Here is a 20724-nt window from a genome sequence, read left to right on the forward strand (position 1 = left end):
AGCACGATGAAGGCCGAGGGCACCATGAACTCCGCCAGCTGCGCGCGCAACTGGTTGCGGATGCCGTCGACGTCGATGGCCTGACCCGGGCGCGCCACCATGTAGGCCACCAGGCGCTTGTCGTCGGGCGTGTCTTCCTGAACCATCACCGCGGCTTCGGACACCGCGGCATCGCGCCGGATGGCCGATTCGATCTCGCCCAGCTCGATGCGGTAGCCGCGCAGCTTGACCTGGAAGTCGGCGCGGCCGAGGAAGTCGAGCGTGCCGTCGGCGCGATAGCGCGCCACGTCGCCGGTGCGGTACATGCGCGCGCCGGTGAACGGGTCGGCGATGAAGCGCTCGGCATTGAGCTCCGGGCGCTCGAAGTAGCCGCGCGTCACGCCTTCGCCGCCGATGTAGAGCTCGCCGACCACGCCGGTGGGCACCGGGTTGAGCGCAGCGTCGAGCACGTAGACCTGCGTGTTGGCAATCGGGCGGCCGATGGGCACGGGGCCCGGCGAAGCGTCCACGTCGTGCGTGGTCGACCAGACGGTGGTCTCGGTCGGTCCGTACATGTTGGTCAGCTGGCCATTCGGCATGGCGGCACGGAGTTCAGCAGCCAGTGCCTCGGACAGGGCCTCGCCGCCGACCATCATGCGCTTGAGCGTGGCGAGCGACGCGGCCTGGGCCGGGTCGCCGACAAGCATGCTGGCCATGGACGGCGTGCACTGGAAGTGCGTGGCCCGGTGATCACGCAGCATGTCACCCACCGACATGGGCTCGTGGTTGCCGGCCTGCAGGCCACCGCAGCGGCGGCGCAGCGCGTCGAGGTGCGGCAGGTTGCCGAGCACCGTGGGGACGGCGATGCCGAAGTCGATCAGGCAGGCCAGTTCATCGACACCGAGCGACTTGAGCTGGGCCACGAAGGGCGCGCAGGTCTCGGGCGTGCCGAACAGGCCGCTGGTCTCGAAGTAGCGCTCGAAGGCGAACTCGGCCAGGTCTTCCAGGTCTTGCGGCGACAGGTTGTTGACGTCCAGGCCCTTGGCAGCAGCCACCGGTGCGAACAGGCCCACCGAACCCTTGAGGTAGTTCTTGAGCGGCTCGTGCACCGTCTTGCGCACGAAGGCGGCGTCGTCGGAGACGAAGGTGTGCAGCATCAGCGCGACGTGGCCCTCGCCTGCGTGGCCATGGTCGCGCCAGGCCTTGCGGTAGACGGCGATGCGCTCGGACAACTGCTCGATCGACTGGCCCAGCAGGTGCGTCAGCACGGAGGCGCCGATCTCGCCGGCCTTGCGGAAGGTCTCGGGCGAGCCCCCGGCGGTCACGAACACCGGCAGCTCGGCCTGCACCGGGCGCGGCCGCGTCATCACCTTGACCGGCTTGCCGTCGCCGCCGGGCATCGTGCGCTCTTCGCCACGCCACAGGGCGCGAACGGTTTCGATGCCTTCGAACATCAGGTTGTGGCGGTCGGGGAAGGCCTGCGGTGCGATGGCGAAGTCCTGCGGCTGCCAGCCGGACGCGAACGAGATGCCCACGCGGCCGTCGGACAGGTTGTCGACCAACGACCATTCCTCGGCCACGCGCACCGGGTTGTGCAGCGGCAGCACCACGCTGCCGGCGCGGATCTTCACGTTCTTGGTGTGCACGGCCAACGCGCCGGCCGCCACCGAGGGGCTGGGGTACATGCCGCCGAAGATGTGGAAGTGCCGCTCGGGCGTCCACACGGCGTGGAAGCCGTTCTCGTCGGCGAACTTGGCGCCATCGAGCAGCAGCTTGTACTTGTCGCGGCCGGTGGCCTGGGCGTAGACACCGTCGTCGCTGCCGAAGTAGAAGAGCCCGAACTGGACGCTCGTGGCCTTGGCGCCGCGCGCCGGCGCGGGCCGCGAAGCATGCAGCACCACCTGGAAGCCATGGCTCAGCGTCCACAGAAGCTCGAGCACGGAGATGTCGAACGACAGGCTGGTCACGGCGAGCCAGATGCCGGGCTCGGTGCCCAGGCGGTCGTCCATGCCGGCGAAGAAGTTGACGACGTTGCGGTGTTCGACCATCACGCCCTTGGGGCGGCCGGTCGAACCTGAGGTGTAGATGAGGTAGGCCAGGTTGCCGGCCTGCGAGCGCGCGCCCGGGCTGGTGGCGGGCTGGTCGGCCTCGGGGATGGATTCGACGCGCAGCAGCTCGGCGCCCGCACCGGCGCCGATGCCGGGAATGTCGCGGTCGGCCAGCACCAGGCGCACGTGCGAGTCCTCGGCCATGTAGGCGATGCGCTGGGCCGGGTAGCTCGGGTCCATGGGGATGTAGGCGCCGCCGGCCTTGAGCACGGCCAGCACGGCGATCACCATGGTGGTGGAGCGCTCGATGCACACGCCCACCGGCACGTCGGGGCCGACGCCCTTGGCGATCAGCAGGTGGGCCAGGCGGTTGGCCGCGGCGTCGAGCTCGGCGTAGCTGAGCGTCTCGCCGGCGAACACCAGGGCCGGCGCATCAGGCGTCTTGGCGGCCTGCGCTTCGATCAGCGCCTGGACGGTGGTGTTGCGGTCGTAGTCGCGCGCAGTCTGGTTCCACTCGCTGACCAGGCGTGCACGCTCGGCTTCGGTGGCCAGCGGCACGGCCAGCAGGCGCAGGTCGCTGCCGGTGGCGATGGCACCGAGCACGGTGTCGATCTGGCCCAGCAGGCGCTCGACGGTCGATGCGTCAAACAGGTCCGGGTCGTATTGAACTGTCAACTCAGCGCTCAGCAGGGCGCCCTCGCCTTGTGCGGACACCGACAGCACGAAGTCACATTCGGCCGCGTGCGCACCCATGCGGGCCGGGTTGGGCGCCTTGGCGCCTTGCCACAACGGGCTGGCGACGCCATTGGGCAGCACCAGGGTGCGAAAGAGCGGTGCACCTGCGGCGGCCGCCACCGTGGCGAAGGGCACGTCGCGGTGCTCGCCCGCCGCGGCCACCGCGCGCTGCACGCTGGCCAGGAAGTCGGCCACGCTGCCGTCGGCCGGCACCTCGATGCGCAGGCCGACCAGGTTAGGACGCTCTTCCCCATCGGCATTCAGGGCGGTGGCGGCGCTGCCGATCCAGAGGTCGTCTTGGCCGCTGTAGCGGTAGGCCAGCAGCGCGGTGGCGCCGAGCACCAGGGTGAAGGGCTCCACCGACGTCGCCGAGGCCAGCTGCTGCACTGCGCTCCAGCGTTGCGGGCTCAGGCTGTGCGTGGCGGTCTCGCGCAGGAAGGACGGCGCCGGCACGCGGGCCCGGTCGAGCGGCCATTCGAACGCCGGCGCAGCCGACGCCACCTGTTGCTGCCAATGGGCCGTCTGGCTGGCGAGGTCTTTGCGCATCATGGATTTACTTCTTGGCGGTCACGATGAAGTTGTCGATCACCAGGGCGAACAAGCCGGCCGAGAGGAAGGTATCGATCGCCTCGGTGGGCGTGCACACAATGGGCTGGCCCTTCACGTTGAACGAGGTGTTGAGCACCATGGGCACGCCCGACTTCGCTTCGAAGGCCTTGAGCAGGCTGTAGAAGCGCGGGTTGGTCTCGGGCCGCACAGACTGCACGCGGGCCGTGCCGTCAACGTGGGTGATGGCGTGCAGCTTGTTGCGCCAGTCCGGCTTGACCGGCAGCACGAACAGCATGTGGGCGAAGGTTTCCTCGTCGCCCGGCTCGATCTCGAAGTACTCGCTGGCGCGCTCGAAGGCCACGGCCGGCGCGAAGGGGCGGAAGCCCTCGCGCTTCTTGATCAGCATGTTGACGCGGTTGCGCATGTCGGCCGGCCGCGGGTCGGCAATGATGCTGCGGCAGCCCAGCGCACGCGGGCCGAATTCCATGCGGCCCTGGAACCAGCCAAGGATCTCGCCGCGCTCCAGGCGCTCGGCGGTGGCGGCGGTGAGCGCCTCTACGGTATCAAAGCGCTTGACGTCAATGTCGGTGCGGGCCTTGAGCACGGCCTCGACTTCGCTCGTGCTGTACTCCGGGCCCCACAGCGGCGCGGCGATGCGCGGTGCGGGGGTGCCGGGCTGGCGGGTGTGCTGCACGTAGAGCGCCGCGCCTAGGGCGGCACCGTCGTCACCGGCCGCGGGCTGCACGAACACGTTGTCGAACAGGTTGCTGCGCTTGATGATGCCGTTGGCCGTGCAGTTGAGCGACACGCCGCCAGCCATGCACAGGTTCTCGAGACCGGTGGTGCTGGAGAAGTGGCGCAGCACGTGCAACTGCACCGTCTGCAGCACGGCCTGCACCGCGGCGGCGAGGTCCTTGTAGTGCTGGTTCATCTCGCCGTCGGGCATGCGGGCAGGGCCGAAGCGCTCGACCAGCGCCTTCAGCACGCCGGCGTGCGACTCTCGCTCGAGCACGGTCTGGTTCTGCGCGAACAGCGGGATGGCGTAGGTGCCGTCATCCTTCAGGCGCACCAGCTCCATCACCTGGTTGAAGTACTTGCGCTTGTCGCCGAACGGCGCCAAGCCCATCACCTTGTACTCGTCCATGTTGAAGTCGAAGCCGAGGTACAGCGTGAACGCGCTGTACAGCACCCCCAAAGAGTGGAAGGCCGGCACCGAAGCGAGGAGCTTGAGGTCGGCACCCTGGGCGGTGTAGACCGTCATGCTGTCGGTCTCGCCCATGCCGTCGCTCACGAAGACCAGTGATTCCTTGAAGCCGCTTTGATAGAAGGCACTCGCGGCGTGCGCCAGGTGGTGCGGCACGGCGACGAACTTGCTGGCCCAGTCGGTGCCGGGGAAGTGCTGCTCGAGCAGCTTGACCTGCAGCGCCGGGTCGTAGACCTCGTCGTACTGGCCGCGGTAGAAGGCCTCCTCCTGCATGCCCGCCTTGTGGGGCGCGTAGTTGAAGCAGTGGGCGACAAAGTCGAGCTTGCTGGCGTCGATGCCGGCATGGGCCAGGCTGGCCTTGATCGAACGGAAAGGGAACTCGCCGGTGGCCTTCTCGCGCGTGATGCGCTCTTCGGCGATGCCGAACTGCACGGCACCATCACGCAGCAGCACAGCGGCTGAATCGAAACCCTGGGCGATGCGGTAGGCGCGTTTCTCCAGGTCGGGGAAGTGGCGGCGTTTGAAAGATACGGCGTTGTCGAAGCCGCTGAGTCCCAGGATGTTCAAGGAAAGATCCCCTCTAATTCGATCAAGCGAACAGCACAATGCTGCGGACCCGAATCATCACTCAGGATGAGCCTTCGGCGCCCTCATGGCAGGCCCCTCACTTGAAGGAACCCCTCATTCAAGCGGCCCTCTTGTGCCATGTTCTGCCAACTTCGTCGCACCTCAGCGACTGCCTTGCGGCAAATCAATGCACGGCTGTCTTCGCGAGGTATTGGTGGATCTGTGCCACCGCGGCAGCCCCTTCACCGATGGCTCCCCCGACGCGCTTGACCGAGCCCGAGCGCACGTCACCGACAGCAAAGACGCCGGACACGCTGGATTCGAGCGGCGCCGCATCCCCTGCGCCTGTGAGCACGAAGCCGCTCGCATCCACCGCCACCCGACAGCCCTGCAGCCAGCCCGTTTCAGGATCGGCGCCGACGAAGAGGAACACGTTGCGCAGCGTCTTCTGCTCTTCTACACCCGCTCGATGATCCCGCCATGACACGGCTGCCAGGCCGTCGCGCGCGTCGCCGTGCAGCTGGGTGATCTCGGTGTGCGGCCGCAACTCGATGTTGGGCGTGGCTTCGATGCGGTCGATGAGGTAGCGCGACATGCTCGCAGCCAGGCTGGGCCCTCGCACCAGCATGTGGACCTTGGAGGCATGCTGCGACAGGAACACCGCAGCCTGCCCGGCGGAGTTGCCGCCACCCACCAACACCACCTCGGTCCGGGCGCACATGGTGGCCTCGATCGCCGACGCCCAGTACCAGATGCCCCGCCCTTCGAACTCGGCCAGGCGCGACACGCCGGGCCGGCGGTAGCGCGCGCCGCTGGCGATCACGACGGTGCGTGCGCGCAGGCGCCGCCCGTCGGTGAGGCGCAGGACCAGCTCACGCTCGGGCCCGGTGCGCTTGCAATCGAGCGACTGCACTTCGGCCGGGATCAGCATCTCGGCGCCGAACTTCTGCGCCTGCACGTAGGCACGGCCGGCCAAGGCCTGGCCCGAGATGCCGGTGGGGAAGCCGAGGTAGTTCTCGATGCGCGCGCTGGCGCCGGCCTGCCCGCCGTACGAGCGGCAATCGAGCACCACCACGCGCAGGCCTTCGGACGCGGCGTACACCGCGGTGGAGAGCCCGGCGGGCCCGGCGCCGACCACGGCCACGTCGAACAGGTCATCGTGCTCGTGCGTGTCGACCATGCCCATGCAGCGCGCCAGCGCGTGCTCGCTCGGGTTGACCAGCACCGAGCCATCGGGGCACACCACCAGCGGCTCGCCCGGCGCGACGCCCGACTGCTCCATCAGGGCGGCGGCGCAGCTGTCCTGGGTGGCATCCATCACGTGGTAGGGCTCACCGTTGCGCCGCAGGAAGTTCTGCAGCCGCAGCAGGTCGGCCGACTGCGGCTGGCCGATCAACACCGGCCCGCTGGCGCCCTTCTCGATGAGCGCCACCCGCCGCAGGATCAGCGCACGCACCAGGCGCTCGCCGAGATCGGCCTCGGCAATGATGAGCGCACGCAGCTGGCCGGGCAGGAGCAGCAGCACTTCCACGTCTTCCTGCGCGATCCCATCCACCAGCGAAGGCCGGCCCGAGAGCGCCCCCACCTCGCCCATGAACTGGCCTCGGGCGTGCTGCACGACCGGCACCACGTGCCCCAGCCCGTCGCGCTGGCTCACCGCCACCACGCCCTGGAGCACCACGAACATCCCCCGCGCCGGCTCGCCCGCGGTGCTCAGCCGTGTGCCTCTCGGGTGAGCCTGCACGGCGCCGAAGCGGTGCATGCGGGCGATCTCGGCCTCGCTGAGGATCGGGAACATCTGGTGGCGGCGAGACAGGAGCTCGCTCGGTGCATCGTCGGCCATGGCAACCCCATCAGGCATGGAGCCCCGGCTTCGCAGGCCTCCGTGTGAAGACGCCGTAGTCTGCAGCAGACCGGCGGCCAGCTCCAGCGGCCCAAGGCATGGACCGCAGCCGGGTCAGGCTGCGCGCACGCGTTTCAGGTAGGGCAGGCCATGCAATTGCAGCTCGGAGATCGTGCGCTCGATGACCCGATCGATGCCGTCCTTGGTGACGGCCATGCGGCTGTCGGCGTTCGGATCGCCGAGGCTGAAGAGGCGCACCGCAGCCTGCGGCCGCGTGAGCAGGTGTTCGTTTCTTGCGGGAACGTCGGACGGCCGCACGACCAGCTCGGGGAACCGGCCGGTCGACGACCAGGCCAGCTCCACGGTGATCTGGTCACGACCTTTGGCATCGGCGCTGATGATCACGAAGGCCGTCTTGCCTTCCACCAGATCGGGCGAGCTGAAGACCAGTTCGCCCGGCCAGATGTACTTGGTCTTCTCCTTGTAAGGCGTCAGCGATGGAAAGGCCTGCACGAGCGCAGCCGTCAGCCCTTTCCACAACGACGTACGCAGAGATTTGTCCATCAAATACCCAGGAAGAAGCGCCAGAGATAGCTATTGAGGTTCACGAAGCCGCTGACGATTCTCACCGAACTCGCGGTCTCCCCCAGTTCGGCCAGCACCAGCGCCATCTGTGCTTCGGTGGGCGCGGCCCAGGTGAAGAGCACCACCTCGGAGGTCGCCCCTTCTGCGGCGGCAAGCTCCGCCCCTGCGGTGGTCGCCGTGCGCATCTGGCCTACCAGACGTGTCAGGGCGGCGCCGGCCTTGCGCGGCAAGCCGTACTTGACTTCGAGGAAGGTCAGTCGATCACCCAGGCGGACCAGGAAGTCGATCACCCGCGTGCCACCCGCACCTTCGAGCCGGATGCCGTTCTGGACGGCAGCTGCCCCGAAGCGGCTGACGAGCAGCCTCTCAACCTGCGCCTCGACCACCATGCCCAGGTTGCGCAGTGCCGCGCCACCAACCGCCGAACCCAGACGGAACGCCGCACTCACCGAGGACAGCGCATTGGTCACGCTGGCGTCCATCGATGCAAGCAGGCCGAACTTGCCGGAGCGGTCCACGGTCTGAACCGGGTCGCCGTTGGCGTAGTTGTAGCGGTGCAGGGAATGCGGGTCCTTCTGCAGGCCTTCCGCCGGGTCGGCCGAGATGAAGCGGCCCGTCTTCGGGTCGTACCAGCGGGCACGCAGGTACACCAGTTGGCTGTCGGCGTCCCAGTGCTCGCCGGCGTACAGGTTGTTCAGCCTGGCCGCACCGACATCGACCTCGCCATAGGCGCTGATGTCGTACTGCTCGGCGATCGATCCATCGGCATTGATCGCGGCGATGGGGGTGCCCAGGTGGCCGGCCAGCGGAACGACGCTGTCGGTCGGACTGCCGAACAGCGTGCCCTGCCCGCCGCGGGTTTGCTGCCGCAGGCCGTCGGCCCACACGTAGGCGGTGCGATCGGTGGCGGTGCTTTCGAGCGCCACCTGCGCCCACAGGGTGGTCGGGTCGATCAGGAAGCGCGTCGTGCCGGCGGCCGTCGTCTTGCTGATGCGCTGGCCCTTGGCGTCGTAGCCGTAGCTCGCGACCACGGTGGCCGTGGCGGGGCTGGTGCCTCGCTGCACGCTGATCAGGCGGTTCTCGGCATCGAAGGTGTAGCCGGTGTACTCGCCCGGGCTCTGCTTGCTGGCCAGCGCACCATTGCTGCCCCAGGTGTAGGTGGTGTTCACCGTACTGCCGGTGGCCGTGGTCAGGGTTTCGCTGAGCAGGCGGTCGGTGCTGTCGTAGGCGTAAGCCGTCGACTCCGTGCCGGACGGCGTGGTCACCGTCTTGCTGGTGCGGTTGCCCACGCTGTCGTAGGCATAGCCGATGGCCTGCGTGGCCGGGCTGGTGCCGTTTGCCAGCCAGGCGGTCAGCTCGGCGCCGCGGTAGTTGTTTTCACCCGTCAGGCGGGCGTTGGCGTCGTAGCCGAAGGTCTTCACCCGCACCGGGGTGCCGGTGAAGCTGCCCGTGACGGCGTCGTAGGCGGCAGCCGGGCCGAAGGTGTCGATGCGCGTGATGGCACCGCCCGTCCCGCGGGTGATGCTCTGGCCTCCCAGCATCGTGGTGCCCGCGCCGCTGCGGCGGCTGTAGGCGATGGCGAGCTCGCGGTCCTGCGCGTCGTATCGCTTGTCGGTGACCAGGCTGATGCCGCTGCCCGCAGCACCCAGGGCCTGTTCGCTGTGAACCAGGCGGCCGGCTGCGTCGTAGGCGTAGGTGGTGACGTTGCCGTCAGGCGCCGTCAGTTGCGTCAAGCGACCGTCGCCGTCGTACAGGTAGCCCGTGCTGCCCTCGGCCGTGCTGCGCTGGACGATGCGGCCCGCGGGGTCGTAGACCCAGCTCAGCGTGCCCTGGGGCGTGACCATCTGCAGGAGCTGGCCCTTGGTGTCGTAGGTGTAGCTGGTGACACCCTGCGACGAGCTGGAGCCGGTCTCCGTCTGGGTGGCGGGCAGGCCTTCCGCGGTGTAGGTCCAGCTGATCGAGCGGGCCGGCGCACCGGCGCTGGCCGGGATGCTGCGAGTGACCTCGCGACCCTGGCTGTCGTAGGTGTGGGTAACCGTCACGCCACCGAAGTTGGTGTAGCCGGTGAGCTGGCCTTGGGCGTCGTACGCGAAGGTCTCGACGCTGCCGTCGGGCAGGCTGCGGCTGACGATGCGGCCTGCGGCGTCGAAACGCCACTGCACCTGGCGGCCTGCGGCGTCGCGCTGCAGGGTCTTGGCGCCGGTTTCGTCGTAGCCGTAGGTCGTGGCGCTGGCCACGCCGCTCTGGATCACGCTGACCAATCGCCCGTTGGCGTCGTAGCCGTAGGTGGTGAGCACGCCGCGGGCGTCGGTCTCGGTGGCCTTGCGGCCATCCGGTCGATAGGTGGAGGCATGTGCGCTGCCATCCGGATAGTCGATGCGCGTCAGGCGGTTCAGCGCGTCGAAGCTGAAGTTGATGGCACGGCCGCCCGGCAGGCGGGTCTGCGTGATGTTGCCTGCAGCGTCATAGGTGTGTTCGGTGCGACGGCCGCTGGCATCGATGCTCGCCGTGAGCTGGCCGGCGGCGTCGTACTCGTTTACACGGCGCGCGCCGCGCTCGTCGACCTCGGCGGTCAGGCGGCCCGCGGCATCGTACTCACGGCTGCGGCTGCTGCCATCCGGGTTCTGCGTCAGCACCAGGCGGTTCAGCTCGTCGTACGACATGCGCGTGACGCGGCCCAACCGGTCGGTGGTGCTGATCCGGTTGCCGTTGGCGTCGTACTCGGTCTCGGTGCGGCTGCCATCCGCGAACTCGGTGCGGGTCAGGCGCGAGTTGGCGTCGTAGGTGAAACGTGTGACGCGCCCGATCGCATCGGTGGTCGTGGCGATCTGGCCGGTCGGGTGGTAGCTCGTGCGCCGGACGGCGCCGGTGGCGTCCGTCTCCTGCGTGATGCGGTTCTCGCCGTCGTAGACGCGCGTGATGGTCTCGGTGCGGGCCACGCCGTTCACCGTGCGGGTGACGGTTCGGGTGAGCTCGTTGCCGGCATCGTCGTAGGTGAGGTCGGTGACGGCGCCCAGGCCGTCGGTCTCGCGGATGCGGCGGCCGCGGGTGTCGTAGGCGTAGCTGCTGACGATGCCGGCCGCGTTCACCGACGTCACGTTGCCGCGTGCGTCCATGCCGAAGGTGGTCACCCGGCCCAGCGGCTCGGTCACCGAGTTGGGCATGGCGCCGGGGAAGGTGCTGTCGCCTGCGAGGTAGCCGAAGCTGGTCACGCGGCCCATCGGGTCGGTCACGCTGACCGGGTTCTGGCGCTCGGAGTCGCGCCCGGTGGTCGGGTAGGCCGTGGTCGTGACACGCCCCAGCGGATCGGACTCGGTGAGCACCTTCCCGCTGACCGCGTTGTAGGTCTTGGTGGTGACGTTGCCGAGCGGATCGCGGCGCGTCAGTTCGTTGCCATTGGCGTCGTAGCTCAGGTCGAAGGTGCCGCCGCGTGCATCGACGATGCGGGTGACATTGCCCGCCGCATCGAAGGTGTAGGTGGTCGGGTTGCCACGGCGATCGACCACGCGCTGCTGGTTGTTGGCCTCGTCGAAGGTCTGGGTCGCGCTCACGCCATTGCCGTCGGCCTTGGCGACCAGGCGGCCATATTCATCGAACTGCTGACGCAGGACCACCTGCCCGCTCGGGTCGGTGATGGACGCCAGCAAGTGGGCGCTGTTGACGCTGCCGGCGTCGCCCGTGCCGGGCTGGTGGGTCGCGGTGTCGTACTGGAAGTAGGTGACCTGGCTGGCCCGGTCGGTCACACTGGCCAGCTCGCCCGCGGCGTTGTAGGCGTAATTGAGGCTGCGGCCCGATGGGTCGGTCGCACGCGTGATGCGGCCCTGCGCGTCGCGCACCAGCTGCAGGCCCAGCGTGGCGCTGTGCTGGGCTCCACCGGGGCCGTAGGTGATGGTGTTGCCGTAGCGGTCGGTCTTGCTGACCACGCCCACGCCTTCGCGCAGCGTGTGGCGCACGCCCTGCGCGTCGGTGAAGCGGAAGTCGGTGGGGTTCCAGTAGTCGCCGGTGTCGGCGTTGTAGATGTTGCCGCCTTGCGCCAGGATCGAGTCGGTGACGATAACCTCCAGCACCCCGGCACCTGCGGCGGAACCGGCACCACCACCCACAGGCAGGGGCAGCGGATCGAGCACGATGTTCACCTCAGGCACTTGCGCGAAGGCGCACTCGGGCTGGTTGCGCGCCTGGAAGCGATAGACGCCGCCATCGGGCATGGTGACGGTGATGCGGCGTTGGCCCACCGGGCGCAGACAGATGTTGAAGCCGCTGGTGGTCACGACCCATTGCTGGCCGAACACCATGTTCTTGCGCACGCTCACGTCCTGCGAGTCGGCGCTCCAGCCCCAGCCGAAGTCACCCAGGACATCCTTCTTCAGGCTGTCGTAGCTGCGGGTCAAGGTGAGCGGCATGCCGCTGGCATCGACGCGGATGTCGGTGAAGCTCAGCTTGACCTGGCCCATCTTGCGGTCGCGCGACACCTCGATCGGCACGACGGTGCTCGTGGCACGGCCGTTGACGTCGACCACGTTGAGGCCCAGTTCGTACACGCCGTTGGCGATGCGCGAGGGATCCAGGGTGCCCAGCGCCGCATTGCTCACCGCGCTCAGGCCGCGGTAGATCTCGGTCCATGCGGAGCTGCCCGACCCGGCCGGGCGCAGCAGCAACTGGTAGTAGGCAAAGCGGGCGTCGGTGGCCGTGCCGATGACGGGCACGGGTGACAGCACTTCGCTGTTGGCCGCCGGGCTGGTGATCGCCGCAACCGGTGCCGTGGTATCGCTCGCGTCGCGCACGGTAAGGATGAACTCGCGCACCTGCGGTGCCGGCGCATTGCCATTCACGGGCGCCGATTCGGCGCGCGCCAGGACGCGGTGGACACCCGTGGCGGGCGCCGCAAAGCTCGCAACGCCGGCGCCATTGAGCACGAGCGGCACGCCATCGAGCGTTGCCGTGCGCGTGACCGCCCCACCATTGCCGCCCGACACCAGCACCGTGAGCGTCACGGTCTCGCCCGCGTTGGCGATGGCAGGCGTCAGCGTGGCGGCCAGTTGCAGCGGTGTGGCCGCACCGGACACCGTCACCGTGAAGCTCTGGCTCGCGGACAGGCCCCCTGCATCGGCCACACGCACCGTGACCGATTGGGCACCCAGCTGCGCCGGTGTCGGCGTCCAGCTGATCAGGCCTGTCGCCGGGTTGATGGCCATGCCGGCCGGCGCGACGGTCAACGAATAGACCAGCGTGCTGCCCGCATCGGGATCGGTGGCATCGACGTCATACACATAGGGCGCACCGACGGTGGCGGCCGTCGGGGCCGCAGTCACGATGACCGGCGGCCGGTTGGTCACCACGGCGTTGGCCGTGATGCTCGCCGTGGCACTGGCGCTCAGCGAACCATCGGAGACGGTCAGCTGGAAGGTGTAGGCCCCTGCGACGTCCGGCGTGAAACCTGCGGTCGATGCGGTGGCATTGCTGATGGCGGCCACGCTGCCTGACGGCCGCAGGGCCACGCTCCAGGCGTAGGTGATGGGGTTGCCGTCAGGGTCGCTGGAGCCGGCGCTGCTCAGGCTCACGCTGCTGCCGACATTCACCGTGGTCGGATTGGCGGAGGCGGCTGCCGTCGGCGCCCGGTTGGTGGTCGTCACCGTGATCAGCACGGTGACGGGCGCGCTGGCCAGGCTGCCATCGCTCACGATGAGCTGGGCAACGTAGCTGCCGGCCAGATCGGCGACGAAGCTCGGGTTGATGCTGGTCGCGTTGGCCAGCACGGCCACGCTGCCGGCCGGTCGGGTGGTGAGGCTCCAGCTGTAGGTGAGCGGATTGCCGTCGGCATCGCGGCTGCCGCTGCCGTTGAGCTGCACCGTGCTGCCGGTCTCGACCGACTGCGGCGCACCCGCGTCGGCCACCGGGCGCGAGTTCTGGGTGCTGACGATGATGGTGTCGGGTGCACTGCTCAGCACGCCGTCGCTGACGATGAGCTGCGCCACATAAGTGCCCGGTCGATCGGCGACGAAGCTCGGCGCGACCAGGTTCACGCCGCTCAGGGCGGCCGTGCTCCCGGCCGGCCGAGTGGTCAGGGCCCAGGTGTAGGCCAGCGCGGTTCCCTCGGGGTCGGTGGACGCGCCGCCGCTCAGTTGCACGGTGGCCCCCAGGGGCACCGTCTGGTCGGCTCCGGCGTTGGCCGTGGGCGCCGCGTTGTCGGTGCTGATGGTGACGCTGGCGGCGGCGCTGTTGGTGAAGCCGTCGTTGACGATCAGCTGCGCCACGTACGTGCCGGGGCGGTCGGCGGTGAAGGTCGGGTTCACCAGGCCGGCATTGCTGAGGGCTGCGCTGCTGCCCGCCGGGCGGCTGAGCAGCGACCAGGCGTAGGTGAGCGGGTTGCCGTCGACGTCGGAGCTGCCGCTGCCGTTGAGCTGCACCAGCGCGCCGAGTGCCACCGACTGGTTGCTGCCCGGGCGTGCCACGGGCGCCGAGTTGGTGGTGGAGACGATCACCGTGTCGGCCGCGCTGTTCACGCTGCCGTCGTTGACGACGAGCTGGAGTTCGTAGGTTCCCGACACGTCCAGGCGCAGGCTGGGCTGCACCACCGCGGCATTGCTCAGCACCGAGCTGCTGCCGGCCGGCGCGCTGACGATGCGCCACGCGTAGCTGAGCGTGTCGCCATCGACGTCGTTGCTGCCGCGGCCATCGAGCACCACGGTGTCACCGACGCGTGCGGTCTGGTCGGCGCCGGCATTCGCCACGGGCGCCGAGTTGCTGGTGCTGATGGTGACGCTGTCGGCAGTGCTGCTGACGGTGCCGTCGTTGACCACCAGCTGCAACACGTAGCTCCCCGGGCGGTCGGCGGTGAAGCTCGGGTTGATGCTGGTCGCGCCGGTCAGTGCGGCGGCGCTGCCAGCCGGTCGGCTGGTGAATGACCAGGCATAGGTGAGCGCATTGCCATCGGGGTCGCTCGACGCCGCGCCATTGAGCGTGACCCGCTCACCCACGCGCACCGTGCTGTCGGGCCCGGCATCGGCCACCGGCGTGCCGTTAACGGCGCAGCTGGCGTAGCGGCAACGCAGTGTGCAGATGCGGCTGTCGACGGCGTTGATGACGTTGTTGTCATCGGCATCGCGCGGATCCTCGGGCCCGGTGACGGGTGACTTGGCGACGATGGCCTGCTGGATCAGGCCGATGTCGACGCGGTCGATGCGGCCGTTGTTGTCGACATCACACTTAAGCGCCCAGGCTCCGGAACCGACGAATGTCAGCCCCATGGCCAACAGGCCCTTCACGACGGCTTGCTTGACGCTACGCATGGATGAGTTCTCCCTTGGCGCCACGAGGACGTGGCGGTGGACCCGAGTCAACACGGCCAGCGGCCGCGTGCGGTACAGCTTTTTTGTGATGGGTGACGCGCGACGCGCGTCTAGGGCTCGCCTAGGTTCTGGCTCGGGCGGCGTTGCGGCGACCAGCCCACACACAGGCGATGCCACCGAGCAGAATCAACGGGAAGGTGCCGGGCTCCGGCACGGCAGAGACCGATTGCACGGTGACGCTTCCGTCCGTGCCGCTGACGCCCCATTCAGAAACGCCCCAGGCGTCGGCCAGCGTCATGCCGGACAGACGCAGGAAACTCGTGCCCTCGCTCAGCGCGTCGAAGTAGACGGTGAACAGGGTGAAGCTCGCGCTTTGCGATGCCAGCAAGGTGTCGACGTCGTCGAGCGAGGTGTCGGTCAAGCTCAACACGTCGCCGTTGAGCGCATAGGTGAGGCCGAAGGCGCCCCCCATGCCCATCCCATCAACGACGCGGTCGAAGCCGAGCACGCCACCCTGGAAAGACAGGTCGAGGTTGTAGCTGCCCAGTCCGCCGGGGAACACATCGCCCACGGTGACGGCGACGCTGATTTCGCTGCCGACCGACGTGGTCTGGTCGGCTGGAGTCACGGTCACTGTATAGGCGTTCGCCTCAGCCGCCATGCCGGCCAGCAAGGCCAGTGACATGACCAGCCCACACAAGCCGCGCGCGGCTCTCGGTACGCACCACTGCATGAAACCCTCCCTGATTCGAGGCCGTCGCGGCCTGTCGAGGCCATTGCGGCCTGCCCGTGTACTTCTGCGTTTGATTATTGCGTGGCGTTCATGTCGATTGCGTGATCAAGCGTTTCAGCGACCCCCCTCACCTCGGTGGTTGACCGGCTTGCGCGCGCCTTCGCTCATGCACTAGCGCAAGGGGACACTGACGCCGAACCACCAGCGCGCATAGGAGTCGGCATTCTCGAAGCCCGCCTGCGCAGCCTCGAAGTTGTCACGCTTGATGGGTCGACCTTCGGCCAGGCTGTAGACGGCTGCGATGCCTCCGGTCGCATCGCGCACCAGCCCCCAGGAGGCGGCCCCGGTGAGCGGATCGACGGGGATGCGCCGCAGGTGGCGGCGAACACCAGCCATACGCGGGTCGCGCAACAGGTCGCTCAGTTCTTTCGGCCCCGACGAAGCGCCATTGCCTCCTGCAGCACGAAAGCTGACGATCGCCGAGCGAAGCTCCTCGCCCACGGCGAGCAAGGCCTGTTCGGCATTGCGCCGTGCGATGTTCTCGCCTGCGGACACCACCCCGGTTGTCACAGCCAGCACCGCCAGCACCACCATCAGCAACAGATAGCTGAAGCCGCGGGCCCGCGAGGCTCTACCACTGCGCATAAGGCTTGCCGCCGGAGTCGACGCCGGGTGCCGCGCTGCGGATGTCGTAGACCGCCCCCTTGTAGCCTTCGGGCACGGGCACGATGGTCCATGTCGAACTCGATTCGGTGAGCGGGTCGTAGGGCGCCGCGGCGAGGTACTTCCGCTCGACCAGCTCATCGAGCGTTTCGGGGAAGCGGCCGGTGTCGCCGTAGAACTTGCCCAGCACGTCGCGTGTGGTGCGCAGGTTCTCGCGCAGCACCACTTCCTTGCTCGCATCGACCTTGCCGTAGTAGCGCGGCACGGCCAGCGTCAGCAGCACCGCCACGATGGCCAGCACCACGAGCAGTTCGATCAGCGTGAATCCGCGGTATCGAGCGGTCATGTTCACCAGCGCCGGTAAGGTGCACCGTTCAGGCCGATGACCGTGCTGCGCGAATGCACGTCATAGACATCGGCACCCGGCTGCGGGTCGTCGGCCTCGCTGGCGTAGGCGCGCAGGCCCCAGGTGTCGGCATCGGGCACAGAGTCGTCTTCGGCAAACGGATCGCGCGGCACACGCCGCAGGAAGAAAATCTTGCGGCGCTTCGGGTCACGGCGATCTTCCACGCCCTGCACCAGCACCTCGAGGTCGGGCGGGAAGCCCGTGCCACCGACCTCGCGCGCGATGCGGCCTTCGTCGGAAGCGCGCTTGTAGGTGTCGATGGCCGAACGGATCTCCCGTAGCGCGACGCGCAGCTCCTGCTCCTTGGCGCGCTGCGCCTGCAGCTGTGCCAGCGGTACCGTCACGGTGGCCAGCACCGACAGGATGGCCAGAGTCACCAGCAGTTCGATCAGGGTGAAGCCGGCCCGCTTCATGGAAGCACGCTGATGCTGAGCACGGCCGGCAACTGGGCTGCCATGGCCCGGCCCTGCAGGCCCACCGGCGCCGCGTTGACCACCTGCAGACGCAGTTCACCACTGGCGGGCCGCGAGGTGATCCGCGCGTTAAGGCTCAGCAGCGGCGCCTCAGCACTCGCGCCGCCTCCCCCGTTGCGGATGGCCGTCACCAGCACCTGGCCAGAGGGGTCGACCTGGCTGTTGAAGCTGGTGGTGCCTCCACCTTGCCGCAGAAAGCTGCCCTCGGCCACGCTGGCCACGGTAGCGCTGGCGGCGTCGAGGCCCAGCACCATCTGCAGGGCCGCCACGGGCTGGTCGGCGTGGGAGTAGAGGTTGACGGTGACCGTGTCGCCCACGCGTGCGGCGCGCGGCGCCTCCCAGCGCATCAGCATGGTGTTGGCGGGCTGAGTCGTGCTCCCCGCGAGCGTCGATATGCCGGAAGCGTTGCCGGCCACGGCGGCCGAAGCCAGGCCGGCCGCATTCTCGGTGCCCATGGCTGCCGCCGCGGGAACGCCCGCAACCGGCGCCACCGCGGCGGGGGCAGGAACTGGAGGCGTCACGCCACCCGCCGCAGCCGTGCCGCGCGCGGGTGCCCCTGCGGCGGAACCGAGGTCAGCGCCGCGGCTGCCGGTGTTGATCTCGGTGCCCGAGTCGAACTGCTGGCCAGCGGCGTCGGGCCGCTGCACGTTGCGAAGCACGTGTGGCGTGATCGACAGCACGATCTCGGTCTTGACGCTGTCATCGGCCTGGCTGCCGAACAGACGCCCCAGCACCGGGATCTCGCCCAGGCCCGGCACCTTGTTGGCCGCGCGGCGATCCTCATCGTTGATCAGGCCAGCCAGCACCTGGTTCTCGCCGTCCTTCAGGCGCAGCACCGTGCTCGCCGTGCGCGTACCGATCTGATAGGCCAGCGTGCCCGACTTGGTCTGCACCTGGCTGATGATGTTGCTCACCTCCAGCGCCACCTTGATCGCCACCTCGTTGTCGAGGTAGACCGTGGGCTCCACGTCGAGCTTGAGGCCCACGTCGACGTAGTTCACCGACTCGGCCACGAAGCCGGTCGAGGTGGCGGTGGTGGTGATGTTGGGCACGCGCTCGCCGATGTGGACCTTCGCCTTCTCGCGGTTGCGAGCCCGGATGCGCGGGTTGGCAAGGATGTTGGCGTCGGTGTCGGTCTTCTTGGCGTTGATCGTCACCGGCCCGACCCCCGCGCCGACGGTGCTGCTGTTGAGGTTGCGCAGGTCGGCCACCGTCAGCGTGCCGCCGGTGGTCGACGGCAGGGGCGTGAGGCTCAGCTGGTCGGGCCAGCGCACGCCCAGGTCGAGCAGGCGGGTGCGCTTGACCTCCAGGATCTCCACCTCGAGCATGATTTCGGCCTCGGGGATGTCATGCAGGGCCACCACCTTCTCGGCCACGCGGATCGCCTCGGGCGAGTCGCGCACCATCACCATGTTGAGCTTCTCGTCGATGATGGGGTCGCGCAGCTTGAGCAGGTTCTTCAGCGTGGTGGCCACGGTCTTGGCGTCGGCATAGGCCAGGTAGAAGCTGCGCACGCTCAGCTGCTGGTATTCCTTCTGCTTGGCCGCGGTGCCCGGGTAGATGAAGAGGGTGTTGCCATCCAGCACACGCTGCTCCAGCTGGTTCGACATCAGCAGCAGGTTGATCGCCGCCTCGACCGTGGAGTCCTTGAGGAAGATCGAGGCCTTCTGCTCGGGCCGCACGTCCTTGTCGAAGATGAAGTTCAGGCCCGACGAACGCGAGAGCACCTCGAAGATGGTCTTGATGGCGGTGTCGCGGAACTCGATCGTCACCGGCTTGCGGTAAGCCGCCGCCAGCGCCTTCTCGCCGCTGCCGCTGGCCTCGGCCTGCCGCTTGAGCGCGTCGGTGGCCTGGCGCAGCAGGTCCTGCGCCTTGCGCTGGTTCGGGTTCTCGCGCAGCAGTGCGACCATCTTCACCCGCACGTCTTCCCAGTCCTTCTTGGCGGCGGAGGTCTCGGCCTCACGCAGCGTGCGGTCCCAGCGGCGCCGCTGGTCCAGCTGCCGCAGCCCGGCCAGCGCACGCTCTTCCGAGCCGTTCAACACCAGCGCTGCGCGGTAGTCGCGCTCGGCGGCAATCAGTTCGCCCTTCTCTGCCGCTTGCGCGGCGCGCGCCAGGTGGGCCTCGATGATGCGGTCGCGCGTCAGCACGAAGGCCACGCGATATTCGGCAGACCCAGGCTCCAGGCGAGCGGCTTCGCGAAAGCGCTCCAAAGCCTCGTTGAACTGGCCTTCGGCCACCTTGGCCTGCCCTTCCCTGTAGGCCGTTTGCGCAGCACAGCCCCACAACCCCACGCACACCACGGCTGCAAGCAGCCCCCTCCAGAAGCTCGTCATCGTTCTTTCTCTCACCGCGAATCTCCGATGGGCAGGCTGTGAACGCTGCCGCTCGGTACATGGGTCATCGACACGCTGGGCGGCTCGACCTTGTCGATGCGCCAGGTGCCTTCGAGGGTGTCGCCCGCGCGCACGATGAAGCTCGTGTCGTCGCGCCCGAGGTAGACCTCCCATACCTCGCTCTCCAGCTTCTTGCCGAGCACCCGGTAGTTGGGCGGTGCAATCTGTGCCGCCTGGGGCACCGGGGGAGCCGACGGTGCGACCGGAGCCGGTGGCGGTGCAGCTGACCAGCTGGGGCTTGCGAACAGGTCTGCCGATGGGTCGGCAGGGTTCACCAGCTGCTTGCGCGGCACCAGGGTTTCGATGCGCTCCAGCACCGCCGCAGGCTTGTTCTTCGGTGCACCCACGCTGGCTGGTGCTGGCGCGGTGGCCGCCGTCACACCCGGCCGGCTGGCGGGCACCGCGGCCTTGGCGCCACCCTGCGGCGTCTTGTCGGCAAACACCGCCAGGTAGGCGGCCAAGGCCAGCACCGGCAGCATGAGCGCCATGCGTTTGTTCGAACCCAGCGCCTTCACGGACGGCCTCCGTTTCGCGCGTCCGCAGGACGGTCGCCCTGCAGCCAGAGCGAGAAGCGGACCTGCGCCTCCAGCTGCGAATCGCTGGCCTGCTGGCGCCGGAACATCACCTGGTCGAGCGAGAGGTTGGGCATTGCCAGAAGCGCGCGATCCAGCGCCTTGCGCATCTGCTTGTATTCGCCTTTCACCGGCACGGTGATCTGGAGCTGCACGACGCCCAGGGCCTGGTCGTCGTTCTGCTGGAACTGCGCGCGCTGCCAGGCCAGGTCGGGTTGGGTCAGCTCCACCAGGTGGCGCACGAGTTCGGTCGACTGCCGAACAGGTACCAGCACCTCGCGCCAGGCCTGCAGCTCATGTGCCTCGGCCACGGCCGATGCTGCAGCGGGACTTGCAGGTGCCGCCGCGGCGACTGCTGCCGGCATCTCGATCTGCTTGAGCGCCAGATGGGTCGAGAGCGCCGCCTGCACCATCCAGGTGGCCAGCACCAGCATGGCCAGGCTAAGCGGCAGCCACAGGCCATGGCGCCAGAAGGCGAGGCCGATCCAGGCGCGCGAGTGGGCCATGCGGGCCCACGCCGGGAGTGTCGAAGAGGGCGTGCCAAGGGTGTTCATCGCGTCAAGATCAGGTCGAAGCTCAGGCGCGACAGCCCGGCCGCACCCTTGCCTTCTTCGGGGTCGATGCGCAGCAGCTGGGTGCGGCCGAATTGCGGCATCTCCTGGATGCTGGCGGCATGGCGCAGCAG

Annotated in this window: 12 protein-coding genes; all 12 read right to left on the reverse strand. The window is 68.6% G+C overall.

Translation table 11 applies throughout. The features are described from left to right. On the reverse strand, positions 1 to 3311 hold a 3311-nt coding region (locus VFL64_RS04910), incomplete at its 3' end, for a MupA/Atu3671 family FMN-dependent luciferase-like monooxygenase (protein WP_489539266.1). 4 nt (positions 3312 to 3315) lie between these two features. Beyond that, positions 3316 to 5082 (reverse strand): carbamoyltransferase family protein, encoded by a 1767-nt coding sequence (locus VFL64_RS04915; protein WP_489539267.1) that lies wholly within the window; start codon positions 5080 to 5082, stop codon positions 3316 to 3318. Between the two features lie 184 nt (positions 5083 to 5266). After that, positions 5267 to 6943, reverse strand: coding sequence for an FAD-dependent oxidoreductase (locus VFL64_RS04920; protein ID WP_489539268.1), 1677 nt, complete (start codon positions 6941 to 6943; stop codon positions 5267 to 5269). A gap of 96 nt (positions 6944 to 7039) precedes the next feature. Continuing rightward, positions 7040 to 7489, reverse strand: coding sequence for a hypothetical protein (locus VFL64_RS04925; protein WP_489539269.1), 450 nt, complete (start codon positions 7487 to 7489; stop codon positions 7040 to 7042). Then, the gene (locus tag VFL64_RS04930) at positions 7489 to 14799 is read right to left on the reverse strand and encodes a PKD domain-containing protein (protein WP_489539270.1); all 7311 of its coding nucleotides are present in this window, start codon (positions 14797 to 14799) and stop codon (positions 7489 to 7491) included. The genes VFL64_RS04925 and VFL64_RS04930 overlap by 1 nt, the downstream gene beginning before the upstream one ends. Before the next feature lie 121 nt (positions 14800 to 14920). Then, the gene (locus VFL64_RS04935) at positions 14921 to 15484 is read right to left on the reverse strand and encodes a PEP-CTERM sorting domain-containing protein (protein WP_489539271.1); all 564 of its coding nucleotides are present in this window, start codon (positions 15482 to 15484) and stop codon (positions 14921 to 14923) included. Positions 15485 to 15703: 219 nt separating this feature from the next. Continuing rightward, entirely contained in the window at positions 15704 to 16126 is a 423-nt protein-coding gene (locus tag VFL64_RS04940; protein ID WP_489539272.1) for a type II secretion system protein, read from the reverse strand. Positions 16127 to 16163: 37 nt separating this feature from the next. Continuing rightward, positions 16164 to 16541: a type II secretion system protein gene (locus VFL64_RS04945; protein ID WP_489539273.1), complete on the reverse strand. Its 378-nt coding sequence runs from the start codon at positions 16539 to 16541 to the stop codon at positions 16164 to 16166. A gap of 2 nt (positions 16542 to 16543) precedes the next feature. Continuing rightward, entirely contained in the window at positions 16544 to 17014 is a 471-nt protein-coding gene (locus tag VFL64_RS04950) for a type II secretion system protein (RefSeq protein WP_489539274.1), read from the reverse strand. After that, a complete protein-coding gene (locus VFL64_RS04955) occupies positions 17011 to 19407 on the reverse strand; it encodes a secretin N-terminal domain-containing protein (RefSeq protein WP_489539275.1) in 2397 nt (798 codons plus the stop codon). The genes VFL64_RS04950 and VFL64_RS04955 overlap by 4 nt, the downstream gene beginning before the upstream one ends. Positions 19408 to 19418: 11 nt before the next feature. After that, on the reverse strand, positions 19419 to 19982 hold the full coding sequence (locus VFL64_RS04960; protein WP_489539276.1) for a hypothetical protein: 564 nt from the start codon (positions 19980 to 19982) through the stop codon (positions 19419 to 19421). Further along, the gene (locus tag VFL64_RS04965; protein WP_489539277.1) at positions 19979 to 20593 is read right to left on the reverse strand and encodes a hypothetical protein; all 615 of its coding nucleotides are present in this window, start codon (positions 20591 to 20593) and stop codon (positions 19979 to 19981) included. Before VFL64_RS04965 ends, VFL64_RS04960 begins: the two co-directional genes overlap by 4 nt. Positions 20594 to 20724 lie beyond the last annotated feature (131 nt).

It is taken from the genome of Rhizobacter sp., from assembly GCF_035702065.1.
Lineage (GTDB): Bacteria > Pseudomonadota > Gammaproteobacteria > Burkholderiales > Burkholderiaceae_C > Rhizobacter.